We start from the raw sequence: 25,424 nt of genomic DNA, 5'->3' as shown, positions 1-25,424 counted from the left end.
TTGAAACTGTGAATTCATTAACAACAAGCTTTCAGGCATATCATTACCCGGCACTCGAGGCAGGAGAGTATCTTGTTGAGCAAAAGCTGGAGGTTATATCGGATTATGCTGCGCAAAGCGTATTTCAGGCAGATAGCCAACGTATATATGTAGCCGGCGAACGTTTTAACATACCGCCACACCTCGTGTATTCGGCCTTCCCGCCTAAAGATAATGAAGGATTATATAACGCAGTATTACCACATATTGAGCTTATGAGAAGTACTTTACCTTGGGAAAGAAGTGCTTCGTTGAGCAACGATAAAGAGCGTACACCCTGGCTAGCTTTATTAATTGTTGCTGATGATGAGTTAGATGGGCTAAATGCCTGGTTGGGAGGCACTAAGATAAGCGATTATATTAACCTTCATCAATATAAAAAGGAGCTGGAAATTGATACGGATAATACGCAATTACCTTTATTTCTCTCTAAACCTGTTTTTTTAAAGAAATTGCTTCCATCACTATCCGATCTTAGGCTGCTTACTCATGTCAGAACGGTGAAAAATAAGGATCCGCTAAGCATGGCACATATCCCTTCGGAGCGGGCTGTTGTTGTAGCAAACCGCATGCCTGTGCCAGGGAAAAAATATACAGCATTGCTGGTCTCCCTGGAAAACAGGTACCGCAATGATGAATTTGATTACAAAACCGATAAAGACGGATTTATACAATTGGCTGTATTGTATAAGTGGAACTTTACAAGCATTGCAGACCAATTATATAAGATAGATACCGCAGCTATATCTCGTATTCTGCAATTAAACCAGCAATACCCGGGTGATAAATGGAATGGCGTAGTAACCAAGTTATATAAAATAACAGCGACGGATAAGAAAGTGCCACTGATAAGGGGCCGGCAAGAGTTTTTGGATTACCTTATCAATAATGGAATATTACCAAAAGCAGCCGATGACAGGCGAAAAGAATTAATACTTTCGGCCTGTACATTTGAGGCAGCTACTTCGCGGTCATTGTTAGAGAACCTAAACGTGGGAGCGTTTCATTTGCCCTTTTTTGAAGATAAAACAGAGACCCGCGAGATCAATAAATATTTACAACTGGGCTCAGTTGCTTTGCCGCACAATTTGCGGGCCGGGGGTAATACAGTTTCCTGGTATCGCGGGCCACTTATTCCCTTCGATGCTAAATTTCCGCCTTTTGATAAAGAGACAACTCAGCAGCATGCAGATGAGTTAATGCAATTTAATACGAGCACAGGTTTATTGGATTTAACATATTCGGCTGCCTGGGAGCTTGGCCGCCTATTGTTTATTAACGAACCTAAGTTAATTCAGCAGTTACAACGGTGGAAACTGGAATATACGCAGCAACTTAGGTTAGAACAGCAACGCCTGGATTTTCCGCATCTCAGCAGCTTTATGTCTAAAACAGAAACTGAGGCTTTTCCCGAACCTGTAGCCGGGTTCCTGGCCGAATGTCTGAAACTCAGAAATATTCCTTATAACTATCTCATTGCTGATGAGCGTCTTTTACCTGAAGAGTCATTGCGTTTTTTTAAAGTAGATGACCTGTGGCTTAAGGCCTTGATGTACGGTGCTTTGAGCTTAGGCGAAAGCATCGCCATGAAAAAAACGAATGAGATTATCGACAAAATTATAGCCGATAGTAATAAAAGTATGCCGCTTACTCCAGTAGGCCAAAAGCAGGCTATACATGGAGTACTGATTAAGTCTGAAGTTGTTGCCGGCTGGCCGGGATTGCAGGTAGAGGCTTATCTGGGTAAGTTGGGTGTAGCCTTATTTCATAAGGTTTATCTTTCAGATGAGGTAATGCTATGCTTGTTTGCCAATGCCTTTGACCATTTAGTTTTTTATTTACCGCAAGGGACATCACATTTTGGATTTGAGCGGCGTTCAAACAACCAGATAGTACTTATTAATGCCGATTCAAAACAGGAAACAGTGGCCCGTGTAAACGAATTAAATTGTGTTGATATTGAAAAGCTATCTATTGAAAGTAAAAAACGCACATCGGTTGAACTGGCGTTGGCATTATTGTATAAACAGGATAAAGTGATATTCGATATTCAATAATAAAAAAGGCCTTCATTTGAAGGCCTTTTTTATCCCCTTATAAGTAATAATTTAAAAGCAAACCGGATGTTAATCCAACAATGTCCAGGTACGTTTAGCCTGCACGGTTTGTACCATTTGCTGCTCGGCTACTACAATGTTTTCTTTACGTTGGCCGATGTATTCAAGTGTGCTTAGTTTGTTCCATAAGGCAATTATCACCCTTAAAAACTCATCAACCACGGTCATCGAAGATTTAATATCATGATGATTATATACCACTTCTATCAGGCGGGCTAACAGCTCCTCAAAGTTTCCGGGGGTAACATCTTTCCATTCGTAAAAGTATTTGAGCAGTTCTTCACGTTCTGCACCGGCTATGCTTTTTATCGAACTGAAAAAGATATGTGCCATCTCAGAAAAATAACCTACCAGTACTAATGGCGTTTGCTGAAAGGCTATGTTACGATACGAGAAGTAAATATGGGCAATATAGTCCAGCATTTTGTCGCATAACATCTTTACGTTTTTGCCGATAGGAGAGATGGTATCCTTTGAAGTTATTTTATCGATAATCCTAAAAGACAAAAGCTGAAAATCATTAAGCAAACTGCTGAATGATTCGTAATATTTAATTAAATCGCTATGGCTTAAAATGGCAGTGCAGGGCGGTATATAATCTGTTATTAATTGTATGCCTGCGCTGCTGCGGGTTAGTTTTCCAACTTCCAGGTAATGGTTATTTTTTGCACTGATCTGTGATGCCGGTAGTATGGTAATGCCATAAAAGCTATCCACTTCGGGGTAACGTAAAGGTGTTTCTTCGGCGTCGGCTTTCCCGGTTGCTATGCGCTCGTGTGGGTTAACCGTTAAAATGATATAATAGGTTTCAACGGCATCTGTTAACTGTTCCTGCGTAAAGTAATGGTTAAAAACCAGTTCTTCGCCCAATGCCGTTGGCGAAATACGAATGCGGTAACCTTCGGCAGTAATAGCGTTACACTGTTTGATTTTAACCTGGATTTGATTAGATGCCCGTTCGGTTATCTGGATATCCAGCGATGTGTTTTCGCCGGTGAAAGGGGGGAGCAGGCCAAAATTGTTATTGTTGAGGGTTATGGCATTGCTATCCCTAACCATATCCTGGATAAAGTTATCTGTTTGTACAAAATGGCCGCTTGAAATTTTCATTCCATCCACCCAGTTAACAGATCTATATTTTATTGGTAAATACATGTTTTGCTATTTTGTTAGGTTTATAAATAAACGGCTTCATCGCCTTTTCGCACGGGTGCATTGGCCACCTCCGAAACTCTTTTGGCAAAAATGGCAAAGCTTTCGGTTATATTGTTCTGTTCAATGTCCAGGTCCGGGTCTATAAATTGCCTTTGTTTAAAGAAAGAAGGCTTGATGTAGAAGATCCATTTATAAGTATCCTTACCGGCATTTTGATATTGTATCGGCGAATCGGGAAACTTCAAATTATAATCATCAATAAACTTCTGGAACCATAAACCAAAGTTCATGTTACGCGGGGCTTTGGCTTTTACTTTCAACGGTTCGGCATCATCGGTATGTTTATACAGGTTTACTTCTAACACCAACAGGCGGTTAAAGTCAAGATGCTCCATGCTGATGTCGACCGGGTACACCGGGTATTGCCAAACTTTGTAGATTTCGAGCGGGATGTTTAAGAAAGCTATATAGGCCCACCAGAAAACAACGGGTACCAGGAACACAAAGACTGATGATGATGCCCATAAGCCATATTTCAGGTCGTTAAGCCAGTCGAACCCAAGCTTAAACAGAAATACGCCCAACAAGCAGGTAATGAGGCAGCACACAAAGAAAAAGCCTTTGCGTTCTAATAGCTCTGTTTCGTAATAAATGCCTGCCAGCCATACAAACAGTATACCTATGGCCAGGTAATAAAGCTGGCAAATGAGGTATCCCCAAGGCATAAATTGCAGATCTAAGAATCCAAGTAATCCGGGCAGGCCCAAAATGATGCTTGTGACCAGGATAATAATAATAAGTTTTTTGTTGTTAAGAAGTTTGTTCTTTTTATTGATAATGGTCATTATCGCCGTGGTGATAACAACGATTACCGGGAACAGCAGGTAACGGATAAAGAAGGATTTAACGTCCATAAAAGTTATAGGTGTAGATGGCTAAAAAAGTCCAAATAATTAAATCTGAACTTTGTCTAATCAATTACCAATAATTGTGGTTATTGTTTTATAAAACACTGCAAAATCAGGTAAAATGATTGTAAAACAACCAAACCAGTTAGATACAGATTTTAAAGCGGTAACACTTGCTGCTGAGTTGATAGAACGAGGTGTTGTTAATGCCGATGAGGTAATTATTTTACCTGTAGGTGCCAAACAACGCGCTTATGCTAAAGAAATAGCCAGTGTAACCAATTACGAATCGGTTTACCGTAACCGTAAAATGCTGTCTGTCAATATTAACCGGGAGGGTTTATATGATATGCTGCCCGAGGGTTTGTTCCACTTGCCGCCATCTTCGAGCGTAATGATTACCGAGGAGGAGATGGTTAAAGATGTTGTTGCCCGCCGTGAAGAAGAAAAACAGGCCCGCGCCTTTTTTGCCCCTTTTGAAGCCGAGCTATATCACATCCGTACCATTGTTGAACTTTACGAAAGCCGCCTTGATAAAAAGAGCGAATACGACGAGCTGGTCAATATTTTCCTAAAAGAATGGCGCGAGTTTAAATGTTTTACCAATCAGCAAATGGTAATATTAATGCACGTATTGCCGGTAATACATGAGCAGCGTAACAACCTGCCCTTTATTAGTAATGTATTGAGCATTATGTTTAATGCCAACATCAGCCTGCAATATCAATTTAATGACAGTAAGCCGCTGCCAGCATCAGCCAAAGCTTTAGAAACCAAATTAGGATCTGGCGTATTGGGTGTAAACTTTATAGCAGGGCTGGTTAATGAGCCCGAAGAAGAACTGACTATTACCATCGGCCCGCTTAGTGCCAAACAGATGCTTACCTTTTTACCGGGTACAAGGTCTGCCGAGGCACTCGATGTTTTACTATCCTACTTTATACCACTGCAAACCGGCATCATTACCAAATTTATAGCCGAACCCGAATATCAGAAACTGGTATTAGGATTCGGCGAGGAAAATGCGTGCCTCGGTTTCACTACTTTTCTGGGTAATTAATTTACGAACAACCTATAGTTTGAATTAATTACGCTGCGGCTGCTTAATTTGGATTGTAACAGGCTGAGCAAAGTGTCCCAATCATCAGCAGATAACTTGGCATTACCTGCAGGCTTTAAAAATATGTCGACAGTTTTCTTAAAGCCTTCTTTGGGGTTGCTCGATACTTCGAGGCCTTTGCCAATTTTTACGTCGGTAATTTTATTGCCCAACTCGTAATAGCAAAAGCTAACCAGGTCTGCCTGCGTAACAATACGGTCTTTGGTGGTGAGGCCATATTTGTAGGCTTGTATACGGTCGGTAGCGCCTAATCTGTCGCGGCCACCAATAGTGCCGGTCATCAGGCGCAGGCTATCAGGTTTAATCTTTAACATTTCAAATTGCTGCAAACGTGTTCCCCGGCGTATGTTATTAGCGGCATCGGCCAGGGTGGTCCAATATTGCAAATAAATCATGCTGGCTTTTTCACCTGGCTTTACAATGAGGTAATTGAGCAGTTCAGAACCGTTTTCGGCCAGGCGCGATTTCTTTTCTATCAGGGCTAGGTTCTGCTCCAGTGTTTTCAGTATGTTGTTCAGAAAATCGGTACCGTAGCTTGCAAAAGCCGCTTTTTCATCCCTTAATAATTCAAATAAATATTCGATCAGTTGCTGCGCATTGCGCGAATCAAAACGTTCGGCACCGCCATTTCTAATGGAGTAGCTGCCCTCAAAACTTTGGTTAGCCTGTGTGTACGGGATTTCGCTATAATGCACATTACGGTCGTCGTATAGCTCTTTTACTGATAGAAAATGGTCGTTAACACCCACCTTTATCGGTATAATGTTATTCATTTCCCTAAGCCTGTATTTCTGCTCATGTCGCCTTCGGTTAACAACCGGGAGGCAATTGACCGAGATCTGCAATTCATCAATCACATGCGGCGTAATTACAGCCGGGAACACCAGCTTAATCCAGACGCAAGATTTTAACCTGCTAAGTTCGCTTGTATTAAATCCATTGGTAAAAGCCTCAGGGAAAGCCGACGTATAGTTGCTTGTATCGGTTAAGCGAATATCTGTCAGTGATATAAATCTATTGGTATAATATTCTTTAATATCACGTGTAATGAGGTTTATTACATCCTGCTCATAAAATACAGGGCGGTTTTTGGCTTCCTGCTCTTCCCGGTAAATAAGGCCGGGTTGGGTTTCCAGTTCATAATCACCCGCATAGCATTTTACTACCGAAAGTAGCTTGTAGAAATCATCGTTAGCGGTATAATCAGGCCATTCAAAAAACAAGGCGAGGTTTTGCAGGTTGATTAATCCGGGTACCGCCTCAATGCCCAGCCACAAGGTATTAGGCTCGATACCAAAGCCGGATGCCGAGGTTAGCAAGGTGTTTTTGCGCATATTCTCGTCATGCTCATACAAATTGCGGCCATTGGCGGTGTAACGGATATTGGCATTAAACAGGTTAACATCACCAACGGGAGAGAAAAATATATCTGCATCCTTGGTTTGCGCGGTATCTTTTGTCGCCTGGGTTTTATAAAAGAAGTGATTGTTGATATTGATTACCTCCTTAGCCTCTACTGGTTGTGCCTTTAAAACGGCATGAGCAGGCAGGGCAGAGGTCAAATAATCTGAAGCCAGGATCCTTGAAATTTTACTCAGTACCCGGTTCTCCAGGTTCTTAACATCGTTTGATACGTTAAAAAGTTCGGTGCTTAGCGCTTCTATCAGCAGCTTTGCCATGGGGTCAATATCATTTACGTTTGCCGTGCCCCAGTAATCCATGGCATTGCGCATCATACGTGTCCTGATATCTTCTTTGGTATTAAAAAAAATGTTGCTCATAAGTTTAGGCCGATAATGGGCTTAGAAATAACGATGTTGTAAACGTATAGTTTTCGCCGGTTTGGTGCATTTTGCCGTTTATTACAATTTCTACCTTCTTCTTAATCTCGCTCACATTACGTAAAGGATAAAATTTGTTAACCTCTTTAATGTGCGCATCGATCTGTACGTCGTAAATACGCTGCTCGTATTTGGTAATGGAACGAAGCAGCGATTGACGGAGCCTTTCTTCCCACATCCGCTCACTTACAATGAGCTCAAAATCAAGATCCCAGATCTCGCAGCCGAAGTTTGGATCATAGCGGTGCTCGCCGTAACGGGTAAAAATAATGAGCTCGATATATTGCGAAATTGAGGCTCCAATATCCTGTGATTCAAGGTCTTGTCCCTGTAAAAGCCGCCCCATTCCAAATGGTTTTTTATATAGTGGTATAGGCATATTTTATACTTGAAAATAACTGTGAGTTTAAATTTTTATAATCTGTAAACAAATCATTTCTTAAATAGTTGTATAAACATTCGTGCAGGTTGAAAAGTTATCCGTCTCGTCACAAGGACAGGTAGCTGATTTGAGGCGTCAGAACATTCGGATGCTTAATATTTGAACATTTTTTTCAGGAGAATACTTAAACCGTTTACTGATAAATTTTTTAATGAAACCAGTTAATAATAACGAACTACGAAACGCCTATATCCGGTTCATCTTATACTTTATTGTTTTGTTAGCCTGCAGCATCGTTGCTGTTTATTTCTTTTTCCTTACATCAACCCGCGAAGTGGCTTTGCTTAATGACAGGGCTAAGGAATCAGACAGGCTGGTATCCATCCGTAACGATATCAACAACAACTTCGATGTCATTTTGCAGCGCATGCAGCAGCTTTCGCAGTACACCAAAATGAATGCCGATGAGCTGAATAACCAAAATTTATTGCTGAATGATATCCAGGAGAGCAACCTGAAAATACAAGCCAAGCTGCAGCAAAACCCTATGCCTTTAAAAAGTTTCGAGCTGTACAAAAAGCTGAGTGATAATATTTCTACCGCAGCAAATGTTAAGGATTCGCTTTTTACAACCCGCTACCAGATCGAGAGCCTGCGTTCGCAGCTCGAATCGTGTAACAAGACCAACACCACCGCAGTTAACAAAATTAAAGGACGATTTGGCCGGTAAATATTATGATGAAGTTTAGCTTAAAAGAAAGACGCGAACGGTTCCTGTTCTTCCTGGCCCTGTTCTTATTTACCGCAGGGATATTATGTACAGCCATATTTTATAACTACGATAATGGCAGCAATGTATCCAAAGATGAATTTGCCAAGCACCTGCAAGAAGAAGAACGGTTTGAAGCCACAGTAACCGAAGCCATACCCACTATTGATACTACTTATGCCCGCATTGTAAAATTTAACCCCAACGTGCAGGCCCTGTTTTTGGAGAATGACATTAAAAACTCCATCGGTGCTGTACGTGCTTATTACAACAGCAGGCCTTATGATAGCCGGTACAAGATTTTCATCTACGCATCAAAAATACACGAAAACCTGTTCTATGATAAACGCGAGCTCAGAGGTAATTATAACGATATGAGCCGCTTAAATAAATTATTAGACGATTGTAAACTTTCTACCCGGCAGCTGCAGCAAAGTTTGGGTGCAGCCGGCCATTAATTAACCAGATCCTGTACAATAACACAACAACCACCTTTACCCATGCAAGACGAGTACAACAACGGCAGGCCAATTAATACCAACAGGCAAAACTATATTTTCCTGTACATAATTGTGAGCATATTGCTCTTAGCCGGCCTCATCTTTTTATTTAAAAGTTCGCTGTTTGATAAGAGAACTATAAACGCCCGGATTTTAAAAGAAGAGATTTTCCTGAACGAAGATCTTGTTTATTCAGACAATACGCCCAACGCCAAAACCTGGCAATGGGAGTTTGGTAACGGCGACCACGCTAACCAGCAAAACGGTACTTATCGTTTCAAAAAAGCGGGTGCCTACATCGTTCGCGTAACTGTGGACGGTAAACTACAGCAGCAGTTCCCGGTAAATGTTAAAGATACTGTGGCTACAGCTGTTAAAGACACCCTGCTTACCATTAACGGTCCAACGCGCGGCATTGTGAATGAAGAAATAAGGCTCGAAGCACAAGGCAACGCCCGTATCTACGAATGGTCGTTCGGTGAAACCGGCCGGGTTGATGTTAAAGGCCCGACAGCGCTTTATACTTACCATAACCCGGGAACTTATTTTGTAAAACTGAGCACCGATAATGCGACACACCCGGTATATCAAAAAGTATTAATCACCAATCCCGACTCTACCGTTAATGCGATTGTTGCTCCTGGTGAAGGCGAGGCTAAGGTTATCGACGATATCCGATCACACCTGCAAGCTATAGCCAACGGTGCTGATTTTAATGGTCAATACTATTACCTGGTGAACAAATATTTCTGCGGAGATGAAAAAGTAACCGTGAATGTGGAATCGAACGGCGAAAGTAAGCAGACTGATTTTTACTCGTACTGTATGCGCCTGACCTTTGGCGGCGGGGTAAATATTGATGAGGCACAAGTTACGCTGAAGCCTAAATCAACCTGCTCAAGTATGCTGAGTGTGAAACAGCATTCGGCCGCATCAAATGGTATTAAACATATTAAATAATCAGCCTATCCGCATCGCTATGAAAAATCTATTATATATCGCATTCATATTAACTACACTGGCGGCCAATGCCCAATCGCCGGTATCTATCAATAAAAAAGTAGCCACCTTACCGGCTGCTTTCGAAAAACCGAATAACAAAACCAACGTGTACGACGATGGCAAAAGCACATCGCTACCGTGGATCGTATTCTCTGACCGCGACGAGAACTATACCTATACCGCACCGGGGGGATCATTGGTAATGAAGAAGATCAAATTTATGGAGCCGTTTTATGTGAGCGAAACCCGCAACGGCTACCTCAAATTGATTAAATACCAGGATGGTATGGTGCAAGGCCGCAAGCTAACCAATAAAAAAGCTGCCTTAAGCTACGGCTGGATCAATAAGGATAAAGTATTGCTATGGCAATCAGCTTATGTAAATGCTAACAGTGGTTACCCAGAAAAAGCAATTGCCATAGTATCGGGCAAAGGTCCGCTGATTAACCCACGTGTTTATTACGATAAAAAGGATTCACTTTTTGTGTATACATCGCCAGAGATGGAGCATAAAAAAACTAAAGTTGCTTTAAACCAGATCGTATACATTTTCAAGAAATCACCAGATGGTAAAACTGTATTGGTAGGTTCAGAAGGCCAGTTACTGGCTGATAGTGCTGCCCGCAGTATTTACGGTTGGGTACCATCAGATGCGGTACACAGCTGGGGCGAACGCTTATACATCGGCGCTGCAAAACCCGGTTATGATGCCGAAGATTCTGCCGCTGTGATTATTAATCAGGGCATAACTTTCAATGGCCCTTCAACACCGTTTGTTTTTGATCCGCTGATGGATACTGGTGAACCTTTATTGCGCAGCTTACCTGTAACCTCTTATCCAACAGATAGTAATGCAACTGGTAATCTCAAAGTGGGCATCGCTACAGATGTTTACGATAAATCGCACAACAGCATTATGAATATCAAGGGCGGCCATTTAAGCTATAACGAGTATCTGGCTATCCGCAAAAACATTCACAAAATCAATGTCATATTTGTGGTTGATGGTGGTAGCGCTATGCGCAGCTATTTCTCGGGTTTAACCAGCACCATCCAATCGTTCGAAAACATTTTCGCACCATATTATAAAGGTAACCAGATTAGTTATGGCGCGGTTGTATATCGCAGCTCTATAGGTTGCAATGCGGGTGGTATCGATCAACAGCCTTTTAGCACCGACTATAGAAAAGTGATTAACTTTTTAGATAAGCAGGCTGCCATTACAAACGGTTGTACCGTTGGCGCTAACAGCCAGCCTGTGTTCGAGGGTTTGCACACTTCGTTAAATATGTTCAACGCACATAAAAACGAAACCAACCTGATTGTGCTGATAGGTAGTACCGGCAACAACCCAGAATCTGATAATACTTATGATATGGCCACCGAAGTTGCCAATGCTGATGCGCGTTTGTTAGCTATACAGGTTTATAGTGATTACAACCCGATCTATAACAACTTCGTAATCCAATCACGTAAGCTGGTATCAGAGTCAGCTGTTTTACTGGCCGAGCGTAAAAAGAACCGTATGGTAGTAGGCGAGGGCCTAAGCAATACGCAACAGTTCAATGTATCATTGTCAGATTCTATTTCTTTCTACCTCGATTATCCTAAAAACAGCTTAATCCAGGGCGCGGTTATTTTCCCGCCGAAAGGTGTGGTTAAAACCAACCTGGCTATGGATGGAGCATTGAAACGTTTAATGATGGAAACCCAGACCGACATTTACACCCAAACGCATACGCTGGACAGTGTGTTCCGTTTAACTGGCCGTGAGCATCGTTATGTAAACACCATTGTATCGTCGCAATTAGCTGCTCCGGTGCCTGATAGTTTGGGCGACAATATGCCGCATAACGCTTTCAAGTATTACATGAATGCAGAAGTGCCTGCCAACCTGGTAAGTGCGCACCCGGATCAGCTACAGTATCTGGTAATATTAAACCAGGCTGAGTACAAACAATTGTCAGACCTGCTTTCCTTAATGATTGGTGAAAACTTACAGCAGGATGCCGGTAATTATCGCAAACAGCTGTATAAGAACTATATCAACATTGTACGTAAAAATATGGGCTTAAAGGATTTCCCTAAGTCAGACATTAAGAACATGCAGTTGGGCGATTATATCCGTAAAACCACAGGTATAGTTGTGCCGGCTAATAAAAAGGAATTGTTGAAATACAAGGTTGTTGACCTGAAAGATGCCAGCGATATGCCGCAGCAACAGTTTGAGGCCTACATCAATTACCTGATTAAAAGCCGTAACACCATTAAACAGCAAGCCTTGCTGCAGCAACATTTTACATCAAACGGCAAAGTTTATTATTACATAACCCAGGCAAACTGGAGCAATTAAGCAATAAAAAATGAGCGTAATTAGTTTAAGCGAGTCGGTAAAAACAGCCGTAAGGGTGGCGCAATCTTTAGCAAAAGAGTACCATCATAAAGAATTCGGCCCGGCGCATTTGCTCAAGGGCTTAATGCACAACGAGGTTGGATTAAAAAACTTCCTGAACTCCATTGGTAAAGATGCCGCTTACATTAGCGACTGGGCCGATGTGCGCATGGAAGAGTACCCGCAATCTATCACCGTGCCCGATGAAATGCTGGGTAACGATGCTGTAAAGCTGGTGTTTGAAGAAGCCGACAATGTGCGGGTAAAATTAGGCCTTGATAGTATTACACCCGTTTGTGTACTGGTTGCCTTAACCAAACCCAACGTTGGGTTTGATGCCGGTCAGCTCAAATCATTCCCGGTAAAAGAAAAAGAAATACTGGATGTGTATATCCAGGATGAAGGCGTGCAGCATGCGGTTGCACCGTCAGCTCCGGGTGAAGATGGTAGTTCAGGTTCGAAATCAACCACAGCGTTATTAAAATATTGTATAGATCGTACTGATCTGGCACGTCAGGGAAAAATTGATCCTATCATTGGCCGTGATAAGGAAACACGGATGATTATGGAGATCCTGAGCCGCCGTACCAAACCCAATGTAATTATTACCGGTGATGCAGGGGTAGGTAAAACAGCTTTGGTTGATGGTTTTGCGCTGGATATTGTAAACAACCTGGTGCCTCAATCTTTGCTGAATGTAAACCTGTTTGAACTGGATTTGGGTTCGTTAATCGCCGGTGCATCATACAAAGGTGAGATAGAGGACCGATTGAAAAACATCCTGCGCGAGATTAAGCAGTTTGATAAAGCCATCTTGTTTATTGATGAGATCCATACCTTGTTAGATAACAAAGGCCCAATCGGCGGTGGCGTGGGTAATTTACTAAAGCCGGAATTGGCACGTGGCGAGATCACAGTGATTGGTGCTACTACCATTGATGAGTATCGTAAAATTATTGAACCCGAGCAGGCATTTAGCCGCAGGTTTGAGGTATTGCAGGTTAACGAGCCGGATATTGACACTGCTATTAAAATGCTGGAAAAACTGGTACCTTATTATGAAGAGCATCACGGTTTAAAGATAGATGACGAAGCCGTGAAAGATTGCGTTCGCTTAGCAAAACGCTATATGAAAGACCGCAGACTACCGGATTCTGCATTTGATTTGATGGACCGTACAATGGCTGCTATCAGGCTGATGAATGATACATCAGACATGACGCTAACCGAGCTTCAGGACAAGTTTAATGAACTGAAAAATACAGAAGTTGACACCGTTGATGTAAGCGATTACAAATGGTTATACAGCCTGATGCAGAATAAAACCAGTGCTGTGCTTCTGGGCAAGCTGGAGGACGAAACACAGGTAAGCGCCTTTGAAACACCTGATGAATATATCGAATACTTCGACCGCAATTTACCATTGTTGGAAACCCTTGCCAAAGATAAAAGCACGGTGGTTGATAAACAGGATATTGCTGCCATTATATCCTATAAAACAGGCATCCCGATGGGCAAAATACAAGCCCAGGAAAAAGAGCGCCTGTTAAATATGGAAAGCTTTTTAAACAAGCGCGTGATAGGGCAGGATCAGGCATTGAAAGCAGTATCGGATGCCATACTCGAATCGCGTAGCGGATTGAATAAGAAAGGTCAGCCTATAGGCTCGTTCTTCCTGCTTGGCCCAACCGGTACCGGTAAAACAGAACTGGCTAAATCTATTGCCGACTTTCTGTTTAATGATGAAAAGGCGATGATCCGTTTCGATATGTCGGAGTTTAAAGAAGAGCACTCTGCCGCCTTATTATACGGTGCGCCTCCGGGTTATGTGGGATACGAAGAGGGAGGGCTATTGGTGAACAAGATTCGTCAGCAACCTTACTCGGTATTGTTGTTCGATGAGATCGAAAAAGCCCATCCATCTGTATTCGATATCTTCCTGCAAATCCTCGACGAAGGCCACATGCACGACAGGCTGGGTAAGGAAGGCGATTTCTCTAACTCGCTTGTATTGTTTACGTCTAACATAGGCAGTGAGTGGCTAGCCGAGCAATTGAGCCAGGGCCATCTGCCAACTTCAAACCAGCTAATGGAGGTAATGGCCAAACATTTCAGACCGGAGTTTTTAGCGCGGTTATCTGAGATTGTTCCGTTTAAGCCAATCTCGGAAGAGAATGTGGTTCGCATTTTCGACATCCAATTAAAAAGCCTTACTGATTCGCTGGATAAAATGGGTATTGGCTTCAGTATCAGCGATGATGCAAAAAGCATGCTGGCTTTGGGTGGGTTTACACCTAAATACGGCGCAAGGCAGTTATCGGGCGTTATACGCAACCAGTTGAGAAGGCCAATATCGCGCTACATTATTTCTGGCGAACTAAAAAAGGGGCAAAGCGTTAACATCTCGAAACAGGATGATGGCAATGAACTTACCTGGTCAATTAATTAATTACTAAACAGTTAATGAATGTTGTTTAATAAAACAATTTTATAACAAAAGCATTATTATATAAATAAATTAAAGCATCTACACTTATCCTACATACCTATGTTCAACTACGAAATTGGAGGAAACGAGAAAAAAGTCGATACCTCAGAAGCATTTGGGGAGATAGCTCCCAATAAAACACTGTTTATCCAAAAACTGACTGACAACGAACCGCTACGCCCCGAAAAGGTTGAAGGTTTGAAAACAGTTGAAGATGTTTTTGAGCACTACAAGCCAAACGTTAATGTTTCGCTTGATAAACAGGATGGTTCAACCATATCAGAAAATTTGAAGTTCGAAACCCTGGGCGATTTTGGCGTTAAAAAACTGGTGCAGCAAAGTAATTATTTACGTAAGCTGAACATTGAGCGCGAAATGTACTTAAACATTATTAAGCAGCTTAAAACCAACAAAACGCTTAAAACCACTTTGGATAACGAAGAAACCCGTGCAGCATTTGTAAGCGCACTTAAAAACTTTGTTAAAGAACTCGAACAATAATTTCCCGATACCTTAAATAGCAATACTTACCACTATGGCAACACAAAACGAGCAAGCGCTCAACGAAACCTCGTCACAACCAGGGTTTAAAACCGCAGAGAGAACAGCTGCACCGGCGCTTAGTTTAAATGATAGCCTCGACAAGCTTTCGAGGGTCGGCGGATTTGATTTACTGGAAACCACCATTGACGGTTTGCAGAACCTTAACCCCGAGCGTAAAGCACGCAAGCAGATCTTTTTAACTGATGACGAAAAGAAACAGGAGCGTGAAGAGCTTAAACAAAAACTAAACCAATGGATTGAAGCCCTTGAAACCGGCGGTTCTGTTGGCGAAATGGTTGAAAAAAGTACAGAGAAGCTACAATCGGCGGAAGAAAATCTAAACCAAAATATTCATAACGTACTGCAAAGTACCCGTGAGCTGGAGCAGGCTTATCGTTCGCTGCATTTATTCTACAAAAATACCGAGGCTGATAAGCTGAAAAATGTGGTGCTGATGAATGCCAGCCTCGATCAGTTAAAAGAGCTGGATAACCCGCGCTTTATCGAGTATGTCGGCAATGAGCTTAAACAAAATTACGACCGTCTGGATCTTCGCCAGAATTATTCGATCATGGTTGTTCCGGGTTACCTGGGATCAAACAAGGTGGTAGAGCGCTGGTCTAAAATGGCCTTTGATAATAAAGTAATGCTGGTAACAGATTTTGCCGATCTGGATCAGCCGGATGATGTGATCGACTTGTTTACCTCAGCTAATTTAACCGGTGGCGACGCCTTTAAATCAAACACCATCATGACCTGTAACTGGATGGTTGGCCGCGGCAAAGTTGCCGAAGTAGGCGAGGAGGACGATCTGTATGTACCGGGCTCAGCTGCATTGGCAGGTAAAATGTATTATACGCTAATGTCTCAGGTTACGGCAGGTAAAAAACACGGTGCCGTTAACGAAGTTGATGGTGTACGTTTCGACCTGAAAAAGAGCGAGATCTCTCATCTTGAACGTATTGGCTTGGTTCCAATGGTTAACGAGTATGGCAAGGTAATGGCTTTCTCGGCCAAAACATTGTTCAATGGCGATAACATTGGTTTACAGACTTACTCGGTAGTACGTGTATTCGATTATATCACTAAAGTACTGTTCGACTTTTTGAACAGACGTGCCTTCGAAAACTGGAACTCTAAAACAGAGCAGGACCTGCGCTCGCAGATCGTTAAATTTTTAGATAATATCCAGGGACCAGACCGATTGATCGAGCGTTTCAAAATCGTGCGCTTCGAACGCGACGAGCAACAGAAAGACAGGATCCATTTGGATATAAATATCACTCCTTACTTCCCAGCCAAGAGCTTTGTTGTAAAGCTCGACGGTCATAAAGGCGAAGATGCCAGTACTACCTGGAACTCGGAGTACAAGCAGCAATAAGTACTTCAAAACCATCAATAATTCCATTACTTAAATAAGTAATGGAATTATTTTAATTTAATGTTAGCTTAAGTTTAACACCTGCTACCTTTATCGGTAATATCTGCTATTTTTGCCTTCGTAAATGAGGCAGGTAGTAATTATAAATGCAGATATTAACAAAGGCGAAACTACGCAATCGCTTATCGATGCCTATCGTAATGGTGCCGAAAGTGCAGACGCGCAGGTTAAGGATATTGTAATTGCCGACCTCAAGTTTAACCCCAATAAACAACTCCCCAACCGCATCGAGGAACCGGAACCCGATTTGATCGATGCCCTCGCAAAATTAAAATGGGCCAGCCATATCGTGGTGTTTTGCCCGGTTTTTAAAGAGTCTATCAACTTTAAGATCAAAGGTTTCTTCGACCGTATTTTTTTGCCAGATCAGGTGTTTGTGGTTAACCAGCCTAATTTTAGTAATGATTTTCGTGGCCGCTCGGCACGTATCGTATCCATCCTGGATGAGGATGCCTGGAACGACTGGCAAACCACACAAAAGGCCACTTACTTGACCATCAAAAGGAGTCTGCTTGAGAAATGCCACATCCAGCCGGTGCATACCAGCGCCATCGGGCATTTGTATTCTTTAGAAAATGAATACGCCCAAAAATGGCTTAAAAAGCTCTACAGCTTCGGTAGTAAGCTTTTGTGAAAATAATTATAGATTAATTAAATTTTCTCCAAACAATATATCGTACTTATCTGTAGTTAATATATAAATGAAATAGATGGTCTATTTCACAATTATTAACAGTAACCTTAAAATTTATCGTTATGGCTTTCAAAGCAAGATTAAATTTTTCGGGCAAAGAGTACGATGTACTTAATTGCTCGTATGCCTTAAACCGCGATGTTGACTCTAAAGGACGCCCGTCTTCAGGAGTATATGGCGGAACCATTGACATCGAAGTAGAATCAACAGAAGACACTTCAGTTATCGAATCAATGGTAAACAATCAGTACAAACCGCTTACCGGTACCTTACTGATCAAAAAATCGGAAGAAGATTCAAAAATGAAAGAGCTGACCTTTGAGGACGCTTACATTGTGAAATATTCTGAAGGTTTAAACATTATTGGTGATACACCGATGAGCTACAAATTCACCATTTCGGCACGCAAGTTAAAACTTGGTAACGCAGAGCATGTGAACGATTGGCCAGGCGTAAGCGCTAACTAATCCACAAAGCAATTAAGGGAGAATAAATAAGCCAACATTTTATGGTTCGGCCTGTTCTCTGATTACATCAATTTTTAAATTTTACAACAATGGCTTTCAAAGCAAGAATCAATATAGGCTCGAAAGAGTTTGACGTACTGCAATGCAGCTACGCGCTAAGCCGTGATGTTGATGCCAAGGGGCGTCCGTCATCAGGCGTATATGGTGGTACCATTCAGGTAGAGGTTGAATCTACCGAAGATACCTCGGTTATCGAATCAATGGTAAACAACCAGTTTAAACCACTGAGCGGTACTATCACCTTCAAAAAATCAGAAGAAGATGCCAAAATGAAAGAACTTTCTTTCCAGGATGGCTATATCATTCAATATAATGAAGGTATATCGATAGTTGGTAATGCACCAATGACCTTAAGTTTTGTGATCTCGGCCCGTACCTTAAAAATTGGTAACGCCGAGCACGAAAACGACTGGCCGAAATAAGCCGTTTAACAATTACTACTAATAGATACGGAGAAGATAGGGAATGTATCTTCTCCGTTTTTTTATCCGATCCAGTTCTTGATTTTTTATGAAAAAAAAGAAAAGAATAATAAAGCCGGGTTCGCCTACTGTGCACAAAAAAGTGAAGTCTGTAGCTCCTACAGCTATGGAGTACATTTTGCTTTTTAATACATGCGAGATCAACAAAGAGAAAATAGCCCAGGTGGATAAGATCATTGATGAAAAGATAGTTGTTAACCGGTCGAGGTACGAGGGAATTTCCAATTTGGTACGTGGGGGAGGTAACACCAATTTACTGTTTAATAACCAACAACCTTTATTTCAATCATCTTACACACCATTTTATAACCGTTTTGCCACTTCTCCTTTATTGGCTGATACGTCAATAACTTCAAGTCCATTTGGTATTACCAATAAGCCATTTGGCCAAACAGGGGGCCAGGGATTTGATTTGTTGCAGGGCAAGTTTACAGATAACAGTAATACATTCGGTTTAAATACAGATTTTTTCTCTAACAGCGGCTTCTTTAACAGTTCGGGCGTACCCTGGTATTTTATTGCCTGCGTGCATTATATGGAGTGTTCTTTTAGTTTTAAAAGGCACCTGCACAACGGCGACCCTTTAACCGGTTTTACCGTGCATGTACCGGCGCACAGGCCAAAGGTTGGACATAACCCACCGTTTACCTTTGAAGAAAGCGCGGTTGATGCCATTAAGCTGATGAAATACGACCAGGTAACCAACTGGAGCCTGCCTTTTATATTGTTGAAACTGGAGGGTTATAATGGTTTCGGCTACAACAAAAAAGGTATACATACACCTTATTTGTGGAGCTACTCTAACCATTACACCAAGGGTAAATATGTAAAAGACGGGGTTTACGATGCCGATGCTGTTTCGACCCAATTGGGGGCGGCTGTAATTTTGAAAAGGATGGAACAACGCGCCCTGATTAGCATACCAAGAAATTAAACCAATGATACCGCCTAAATTTTATACCTATACCATTATCCTGCTGCTGCTTATACAGTTTGGTTATGGCTGCAATAATAAACCTGCCAGCAATACATCATCAGTAACAGTTGTAAAAACAGTAAAAAAAGATTCAGTAATAGTTAAGGAAGAAGGATTAACCGACGAACAGCAGTTTAGACAATTTTTAAAGCAATTTAAAGATGCTGTTAAAACTAAAAGCAAAACGCAGCTCGTTACCATGTTTCATTTCCCACTGCAAACTTTGCCGCAATGGACTAATGATGAACTGAACAATACCACGGTTAAACCACAGGAAGGCCTCATCAGCCAAAATGAATTCCCGACCTATTTTGATGATATTTTTACCAAAGATGCTGTAAAATTGATACCGGCGAGCGGTGAAAATGATCTTTCGGAAATTGATAAAACTACTACAGAGAACTATTATAAAACCTTACAGCAGGCAACCGATAAAGGCAGCACTTTATATGAGCTGCAAAAGCAATATACAGAGGATAACGGTAAAGAAACCTCATTTGGATTTGTGTTTGGCAAAATTGGCGGTAAGTATAAAGCAATAAGCTACTACCGCCCATGGCCATTAAAATAATACTAAGCCTCATAATATGGAAACCAAGATAAAAGTAGATATAAGTATAGAGGGTACCCAGATAACGCATTTTTCGAGTTTCACGCTCGAGCAGCGTTTTAACGAGCACCACACCTTCCAACTGCGTTTTAATCACGATCAGGTAGAAAACACCAATAAAATAACCCTCGAAAAATCGAAAGAGTTTATGGGTAAAAACCTTACCGTACAATTTGGTCGCGGCGAAGAATATGAGCATCAGTTCATCGGTAAAATTACCCGGGTTGAAATTTCACAAAGCCATGGTTTCCAGGGCGATATTGTGGTGAGCGGTTTTAGTCCGAGTATTTTGATTGATCGCGGCCCGGATCTGGGATCGTATCTGGCAAAAGATCTGAAAACCATTGTACAGCAAGCAACCGCCGATGCACCGCAGAACGACATCAGCCTAAATATTAACCCGGCTTACACATCTCCAATAGACTATATCATTCAATACCGCGAAAGCGATTTCGATTTTATAAACCGTCTTTCGGCCGAGTATCATGAGTGGTTTTATTACGATGGTGTTAAACTTAATTTTGGTAAACCATCTAAACTGGATGAAGCACCGTTGATATACGGACGCGATTTACACAGCCTGCAATACGGCATGCAGATTGCGCCGCTCAATTACAAAAAATTCTCGTACCACTCACAACAGGATGAATTGCTGAGCTCGCAGCCATCAGATAACAGCTCTGGTTCGCCAGATCTGGCACACGCTGTGGCGGCATCTAACCAGGTATACAGTAAGCAATTTAATGAGCCACTTGACGTACGGGTTAACTCCCAACAAGAGATAGACACCTTTGTGAACGATGAGCATAAAGCCCTGATCTCTGAACTGCTTACCATTATGGGTAATGGCGATAACCCACAGGTAAAATTGGGCTGTATTGTAAGCATCAGTACCAGTATGCGTGCCGATACGGGTTTCCAGGTGCAGGATTTCGGCAAGTTTCTGGTGACTGCTGTGTACCATCAGTTAGATGGGGTAGGACATTATCAAAACACGTTCGAAGGAGTATCTGCCGATAGCGAAAAGCTACCGGTACGCGATGCTGATAAACCGTTTGCTGATATGCAGTTAGCTACTGTATTGGATAATGACGACCCGCAAAAGCAGGGCCGTATTAAAGTACAGTTTAAATGGCAATGTACCACTAACGACCCAACCGAATGGCTAAGGGTAATGAGCCCCAATGCAGGTCACGGCGATACTGGTAAGAACCGCGGCTTTTTAGTAGTACCCGAAAAAGGCGACCAGGTAATTGTAGGTTTTGAAGAAGGCAATATTGCTAAACCAGTTGTAATGGGCAGTGTTTATCACAGTAACAACGTGGATAGTGGCGGCTTTACCAATAGCAATATTAAGGGCATGATGTCGCGTAAGGGGAGTAACCTTACTTTTAATGATGCAGAGCATGCTTTGATGCTGGCCACTTCATTATCAAACATGATCCATGTTAATGAGCCCAATGGTACAATAGAAGCCACTGCTGCCAGCATGATAAGTAATAAGACCGGTAAAAATGCTATTGTAATGCAAAGTGGACCAGGTACCATTGGTATCGCCGCCGAGCATGAAGTTGCGCTTACAAGCGATGGAAATGGTATAAATATTACCCAGAAAGATGGTTCGATCTTAATTTCTGCGCACCAAAAAATAACCATTCAATGCGGTGGCAGTTCAATTGTATTAGATAGTGGTTCAATCACAATTAAGAGTGGTAAAGTTGATATCAATTAATAGACGATGAGCAATTTTAAATTTTTTGATGATCAGGCAGAAGCAACAGTCGGTAAAAAACTGACTAATAAAAACGCGGATGAAAAGAGTTTTAAGCAAAATACGGAAGACGATTTGCTTAGCTCATACAGATACAGGTGCGAGCAGTTTAATACCACGAAGGTAGAAGACCATATTAATTTCCATTGTGATACAAAAAAACAGTACCTGCTCCAACTAAAATCAAATAATAGGGCTAAGGTATTATTAGAGCAATATTTGTACAAAATAAATCCGGAGGCATTAAGCGAAGCCATCGCCGCGACCGAAGAGCTGGAGTACAAAAAGGAAAATGTTACATTTCGTTTAAATGAAGACAGATCAATCAACAGCATTGAAAACTTCGGTGAACTGCAGCAAAGCTGGGAAGATTTTAAGTTAAAACTAATAGATTCTAATTTCTATAAAACGCTTAATCTGCATAGCCCGGCTGCGGCAGAGGGGATTATTTCGGGCGGGAATATTGAGTTTGGAACAGAGGAAAGTTTGAAAAAAACGTATGATAAATCCCTGTTTTACCATGTTATGTTTAACGATTACGACCCCTTAAAGGATAGGGATGCGAAACAGATTTTGAGTTTTAATTCACAAATTTTTGTGAATATCCCGATAGAGATAGAACTAACCCACGGTATAATAGATGAGAATCAAATTACGACCGAAATTATGACGGTAGGAAAGCTTAATAAACAAAAGCTTGATAACGCAACATTAGAAGAACAGTATAACAAGTTTTACAGACCTTTAATTGAATATAACTTTACAGAGTATGATTATGAGTACATAATCAGGAGAACTATTGATAATAAATCGGGATTAATTATCAATGCAAGTGCCCGGTTAATGGAAGCTGTAAAATATAATTATCAGTTTGTTACCCAGTTTGATTTGAAAAGATTGGACGATTAGTAACGACAAGTAATGTACTAGCATTAAATCTTAGTTGCCATTGGTGTAAACGTATTTAAAATACTTATGGAAACGCAGCAATATACACAGCGGTTTTTATTGAATAAGGTGGTTACATTTCCTTATTATATAAATTATTTATTGGGGCTGATCATAGTTGTTCCATTATGTTTTTTATATGGCGAAATGGGCATGAGATACTTTGGTGTATTGGGCCTGATATTTACTTTTTTCATCTCAGGGCTAATTGTTCTTTCGGTTATTAAATTTCTCTCAAAGTCCGTAACTATTTATTTCGATAAGGACTCTTTATACGTTCTGTATGATGATAAAGATCCCGAGGTATATCCGAAAAAAGACGTAGCCGGCTTTTATAGTTACAATTACGAACAGGTAGAAAAATCTTTTATATCAATCCAAATACTATTAAAAAATGGGAAAAAGATTGACTTTACAGATATTAACATATCAGAAAAGGTTGATAAACAAAAAGCTCAAATGTTAAGAAACTTTTTAGTTGTTGCAAAAAGGGAATTACAGTTCACCTTAATTAAAAAAAATACTGCGCGTAGCTTACAAAAGCTTGGAGCAGAGTGGTATGCAAAAGCAAGCTAAAATTTTATTAATAAGAAGAGCCAATTTTAACAATTAATTTATAGATAATGAGCGCCTCATATATTCCAAAAAACGTAAACGCTATATGTACCTTTTCAAAGGACAGTTCACCGAGGATGTTTATAGATACCAGACCTCAGATAAGTGTTTTCTATAATAAAAATCAGGAAAGAACACTCCTGACAATAGCTGACCGTAATGTAAATGCTGAATTTCCCTGCAAAAGCCCTAAAAATGCGATGTGGAGTTTTCTGGCATTCGGCGCAGGGCTAATAGTAGGTGCGTTATTGCTATCAAACCCGGTGGGGTGGGTTATAGCTGCGGGTATAGGGCTTATGGCTGTAGGGGCATATTACGCAACTCAGGTAAACCACAAATGTACAGGTGCGCTGGGTAAAGGGAATTGGAAAGTTGAGCATCTGAGCGTACGGTTTAATCAGGAACGGGCAATCACGCATAACTCAATGCTGGTTTGTGATGCCGGCGGTGTTTTATCTCCAATTTTTAGCTCGGTTGTAGCTAATAAATATGCACAAAAAATTGAAGCTAATAACGCCAGCGAAACCACACTTAATACTATCGCCTCATTCTTTGGCGGGGCAGGAGCTGTACTTGCCATTGCTGAGGGCGCTGCCGCAGCAGGAACCTGGGGCGTTACAAAGATATTTATGTGGATGGGGGGTACCATGGCGGTTGTTTCGGCTGGTACTTATGAAGAAAAAGAGTTGATACGGTCAAACTCATTGAAAGATAATCAGCATTATCAGGATTTAAATAAAGCTGATCCTAATGATATTATGCCTGGTTATACAAAAGATCCTGCTACAATGACACCTGGAGATCTGGGTAGCCCGGATATACTGGAGGTAGATGGAAAAACCGGTTGGTTTGCCAAAGATGCTGAAGGAAAAACGATTGTTGTTTTTAACGGCAAGCAATATATTCAAGACATTAAAGGAAACTATACCGAATTAAAACAAGGAACACAGCTTGCCGGTGACCTAAAAAAGATAGAAGGGGTAGACCCGAGAGAAATGTATAAAAATGAGGATGCCAAGGCGATAGTAAAAAATATCAGAGAAGGTAAGTATTCGGAGAATTTGATCAAATCTTCGAAAGACGGAAACCAGGTCGTACGTCCGAGAGACCTAAACAAAGTTTTACCCGACATTAATACGGTGAAAATCCAGAATATGAAAAGTTTAGGAAAGTTGGGTGTAAAAGGCGGGGGCTTAGTGGCCTTTTTGTTCCCCTTTATAGCAACGGGATATTCAGAAGCGGCAAGGATGGATCTGGCAAATGCCATGGCCGAAGATATGGGTAATGGCATCTCAATCTACGCAGATCTGGCTTGATGATTTACATGCAATGATGCGTCTTTAATAATCAACTTTATGAAAAGGGTAATAGTTATTATAGTAGGCTGCCGATTTGGGTAGTAATGAAGCTGCCAATAATTTAAAATTACTTGAAGAGCGAACAGGGGCATAACGAATATACATCATCGTCATAGAAGATGAGATATAATCTCTATTTAGCAGGATTTATACTAATCCCTTTATTTTTTTTCTTCTATCTTATTTTACAGGTAGTACATGTAGATAAGGAAAATATCAAGCAGGAAGGTACAATTGCAGATTTTATTTCAAAATCTGCCGGGGCACGATCTGATAGAGAGGATGCTTTTATGCTTGAACAGTATCCGGCAATATTCAGCCGTTCTTATTCTGGGTTAAACAGGGTTATTGCACCAAATCTCAGGGCGCTTATATACGAACCTGCTCCCGCTAACAGTATTCCGGATATATATTATGAGCATCCGGTGCTAAAATCTAGAACAGATAGACAGGTTGACTTTTATATACCTAAACAGGATAAAGAGAAACTTAGTATTAAAGATTACAAAATTCCGTATATCTATCTAAAATTTAAAAATGAGCCCCATTCATCAACAGGCTATTATCTGGATGTATACTTATACGCCTATAAAACTTATTGGGGCGTAGCGTTAACATTTGCTTCACTTTTACTATCCATTCTATGTTGTATAGGAGCGGCAGGCGCGTATCAGCATAATAAATTTTTCCTGGCATATACTGCCTTTATCGTTGTTCTGCATTTTTTAATTCTAATTTTCTGATAT

The 25,424-nt window shown here is 41.2% G+C and carries 23 protein-coding genes; 19 read left to right on the top strand and 4 right to left on the bottom strand.

All coding sequences use genetic code 11. The features are described from left to right. Positions 1–8: 8 nt before the first annotated feature. Positions 9–2,096 carry a hypothetical protein gene (locus PQO05_RS17215; protein WP_273628667.1) on the top strand — a complete coding sequence of 696 codons (2,088 nt, stop codon included), beginning with the start codon at positions 9–11 and terminating at the stop codon, positions 2,094–2,096. Between the two features lie 69 nt (positions 2,097–2,165). Here the strand turns inward: PQO05_RS17215 and PQO05_RS17210 are convergent, their stop codons facing one another. Both PQO05_RS17210 and PQO05_RS17205 read right to left on the bottom strand, forming a co-directional pair. After that, entirely contained in the window at positions 2,166–3,266 is a 1,101-nt protein-coding gene (locus PQO05_RS17210) for a hypothetical protein (RefSeq protein ID WP_273628666.1), read from the bottom strand. 65 nt (positions 3,267–3,331) lie between these two features. Beyond that, positions 3,332–4,225 carry a TssN family type VI secretion system protein gene (locus tag PQO05_RS17205; protein WP_273628665.1) on the bottom strand — a complete coding sequence of 298 codons (894 nt, stop codon included), beginning with the start codon at positions 4,223–4,225 and terminating at the stop codon, positions 3,332–3,334. A 115-nt stretch (positions 4,226–4,340) separates the two neighbouring features. On the opposite strand from PQO05_RS17205, the gene PQO05_RS17200 reads away from it, so the two are divergent. Further along, the gene (locus PQO05_RS17200; RefSeq protein ID WP_273628664.1) at positions 4,341–5,279 is read left to right on the top strand and encodes a type VI secretion system baseplate subunit TssG; all 939 of its coding nucleotides are present in this window, start codon (positions 4,341–4,343) and stop codon (positions 5,277–5,279) included. Here PQO05_RS17200 and PQO05_RS17195 read toward each other — a convergent pair. Then, on the bottom strand, positions 5,276–7,120 hold the full coding sequence (locus tag PQO05_RS17195) for a hypothetical protein (RefSeq protein WP_273628663.1): 1,845 nt from the start codon (positions 7,118–7,120) through the stop codon (positions 5,276–5,278). The two genes, PQO05_RS17200 and PQO05_RS17195, sit on opposite strands and share 4 nt — an antisense overlap. Positions 7,121–7,124: 4 nt before the next feature. Continuing rightward, positions 7,125–7,559, bottom strand: coding sequence for a GPW/gp25 family protein (locus PQO05_RS17190; RefSeq protein WP_273628662.1), 435 nt, complete (start codon positions 7,557–7,559; stop codon positions 7,125–7,127). 214 nt (positions 7,560–7,773) lie between these two features. On the opposite strand from PQO05_RS17190, the gene tssO (PQO05_RS17185) reads away from it, so the two are divergent. The 17 genes from tssO (PQO05_RS17185) to PQO05_RS17105 all read left to right on the top strand — a co-directional run bounded on the left by tssO (PQO05_RS17185) (position 7,774) and on the right by PQO05_RS17105 (position 25,421). Further along, positions 7,774–8,292 carry a type VI secretion system TssO gene (gene tssO, locus PQO05_RS17185; protein WP_273628661.1) on the top strand — a complete coding sequence of 173 codons (519 nt, stop codon included), beginning with the start codon at positions 7,774–7,776 and terminating at the stop codon, positions 8,290–8,292. Between the two features lie 5 nt (positions 8,293–8,297). Then, positions 8,298–8,789, top strand: a complete 492-nt coding sequence (gene tssO / locus PQO05_RS17180; protein WP_273628660.1) for a type VI secretion system TssO — start codon at positions 8,298–8,300, stop codon at positions 8,787–8,789. 42 nt (positions 8,790–8,831) lie between these two features. Beyond that, positions 8,832–9,791 (top strand): PKD domain-containing protein, encoded by a 960-nt coding sequence (locus PQO05_RS17175; protein ID WP_273628659.1) that lies wholly within the window; start codon positions 8,832–8,834, stop codon positions 9,789–9,791. A gap of 19 nt (positions 9,792–9,810) precedes the next feature. Continuing rightward, entirely contained in the window at positions 9,811–12,186 is a 2,376-nt protein-coding gene (gene tssR / locus PQO05_RS17170) for a type VI secretion system protein TssR domain-containing protein (RefSeq protein WP_273628658.1), read from the top strand. A gap of 10 nt (positions 12,187–12,196) precedes the next feature. Next, positions 12,197–14,674 carry an ATP-dependent Clp protease ATP-binding subunit gene (locus PQO05_RS17165; protein WP_273628657.1) on the top strand — a complete coding sequence of 826 codons (2,478 nt, stop codon included), beginning with the start codon at positions 12,197–12,199 and terminating at the stop codon, positions 14,672–14,674. 99 nt (positions 14,675–14,773) lie between these two features. After that, positions 14,774–15,214: a type VI secretion system contractile sheath small subunit gene (locus PQO05_RS17160; protein WP_273628656.1), complete on the top strand. Its 441-nt coding sequence runs from the start codon at positions 14,774–14,776 to the stop codon at positions 15,212–15,214. Positions 15,215–15,248: 34 nt separating this feature from the next. Then, complete coding sequence (locus PQO05_RS17155) at positions 15,249–16,637, top strand: DUF5458 family protein (protein WP_273628655.1); 1,389 nt, start codon at positions 15,249–15,251, stop codon at positions 16,635–16,637. Between the two features lie 124 nt (positions 16,638–16,761). Then, positions 16,762–17,331 (top strand): NAD(P)H-dependent oxidoreductase, encoded by a 570-nt coding sequence (locus tag PQO05_RS17150; protein ID WP_273628654.1) that lies wholly within the window; start codon positions 16,762–16,764, stop codon positions 17,329–17,331. A 122-nt stretch (positions 17,332–17,453) separates the two neighbouring features. Next, positions 17,454–17,858: a type VI secretion system tube protein TssD gene (gene tssD / locus PQO05_RS17145; protein WP_273628653.1), complete on the top strand. Its 405-nt coding sequence runs from the start codon at positions 17,454–17,456 to the stop codon at positions 17,856–17,858. Positions 17,859–17,947: 89 nt separating this feature from the next. Then, the gene (gene tssD, locus PQO05_RS17140) at positions 17,948–18,340 is read left to right on the top strand and encodes a type VI secretion system tube protein TssD (RefSeq protein WP_273628652.1); all 393 of its coding nucleotides are present in this window, start codon (positions 17,948–17,950) and stop codon (positions 18,338–18,340) included. 88 nt (positions 18,341–18,428) lie between these two features. Beyond that, on the top strand, positions 18,429–19,334 hold the full coding sequence (locus PQO05_RS17135) for a hypothetical protein (RefSeq protein ID WP_273628651.1): 906 nt from the start codon (positions 18,429–18,431) through the stop codon (positions 19,332–19,334). Between the two features lie 4 nt (positions 19,335–19,338). Continuing rightward, positions 19,339–19,947, top strand: a complete 609-nt coding sequence (locus PQO05_RS17130) for a hypothetical protein (protein WP_273628650.1) — start codon at positions 19,339–19,341, stop codon at positions 19,945–19,947. A 16-nt stretch (positions 19,948–19,963) separates the two neighbouring features. Beyond that, complete coding sequence (locus PQO05_RS17125; protein WP_273628649.1) at positions 19,964–21,718, top strand: type VI secretion system Vgr family protein; 1,755 nt, start codon at positions 19,964–19,966, stop codon at positions 21,716–21,718. Between the two features lie 6 nt (positions 21,719–21,724). Then, on the top strand, positions 21,725–22,666 hold the full coding sequence (locus tag PQO05_RS17120) for a hypothetical protein (RefSeq protein ID WP_273628648.1): 942 nt from the start codon (positions 21,725–21,727) through the stop codon (positions 22,664–22,666). A 66-nt stretch (positions 22,667–22,732) separates the two neighbouring features. Continuing rightward, positions 22,733–23,281: a PH domain-containing protein gene (locus PQO05_RS17115; RefSeq protein WP_273628647.1), complete on the top strand. Its 549-nt coding sequence runs from the start codon at positions 22,733–22,735 to the stop codon at positions 23,279–23,281. A 47-nt stretch (positions 23,282–23,328) separates the two neighbouring features. Next, complete coding sequence (locus tag PQO05_RS17110) at positions 23,329–24,636, top strand: hypothetical protein (RefSeq protein WP_273628646.1); 1,308 nt, start codon at positions 23,329–23,331, stop codon at positions 24,634–24,636. Positions 24,637–24,797: 161 nt separating this feature from the next. Then, positions 24,798–25,421 carry a hypothetical protein gene (locus PQO05_RS17105; RefSeq protein WP_273628645.1) on the top strand — a complete coding sequence of 208 codons (624 nt, stop codon included), beginning with the start codon at positions 24,798–24,800 and terminating at the stop codon, positions 25,419–25,421. The last annotated feature ends 3 nt before the right edge of the window (positions 25,422–25,424 follow it).

Source organism: Mucilaginibacter jinjuensis (assembly GCF_028596025.1).
Lineage (GTDB): Bacteria > Bacteroidota > Bacteroidia > Sphingobacteriales > Sphingobacteriaceae > Mucilaginibacter > Mucilaginibacter jinjuensis.
The sequence above is the reverse complement of the archived record's forward strand: the minus strand, read 5'-3'. Positions and strand labels throughout refer to the sequence as shown.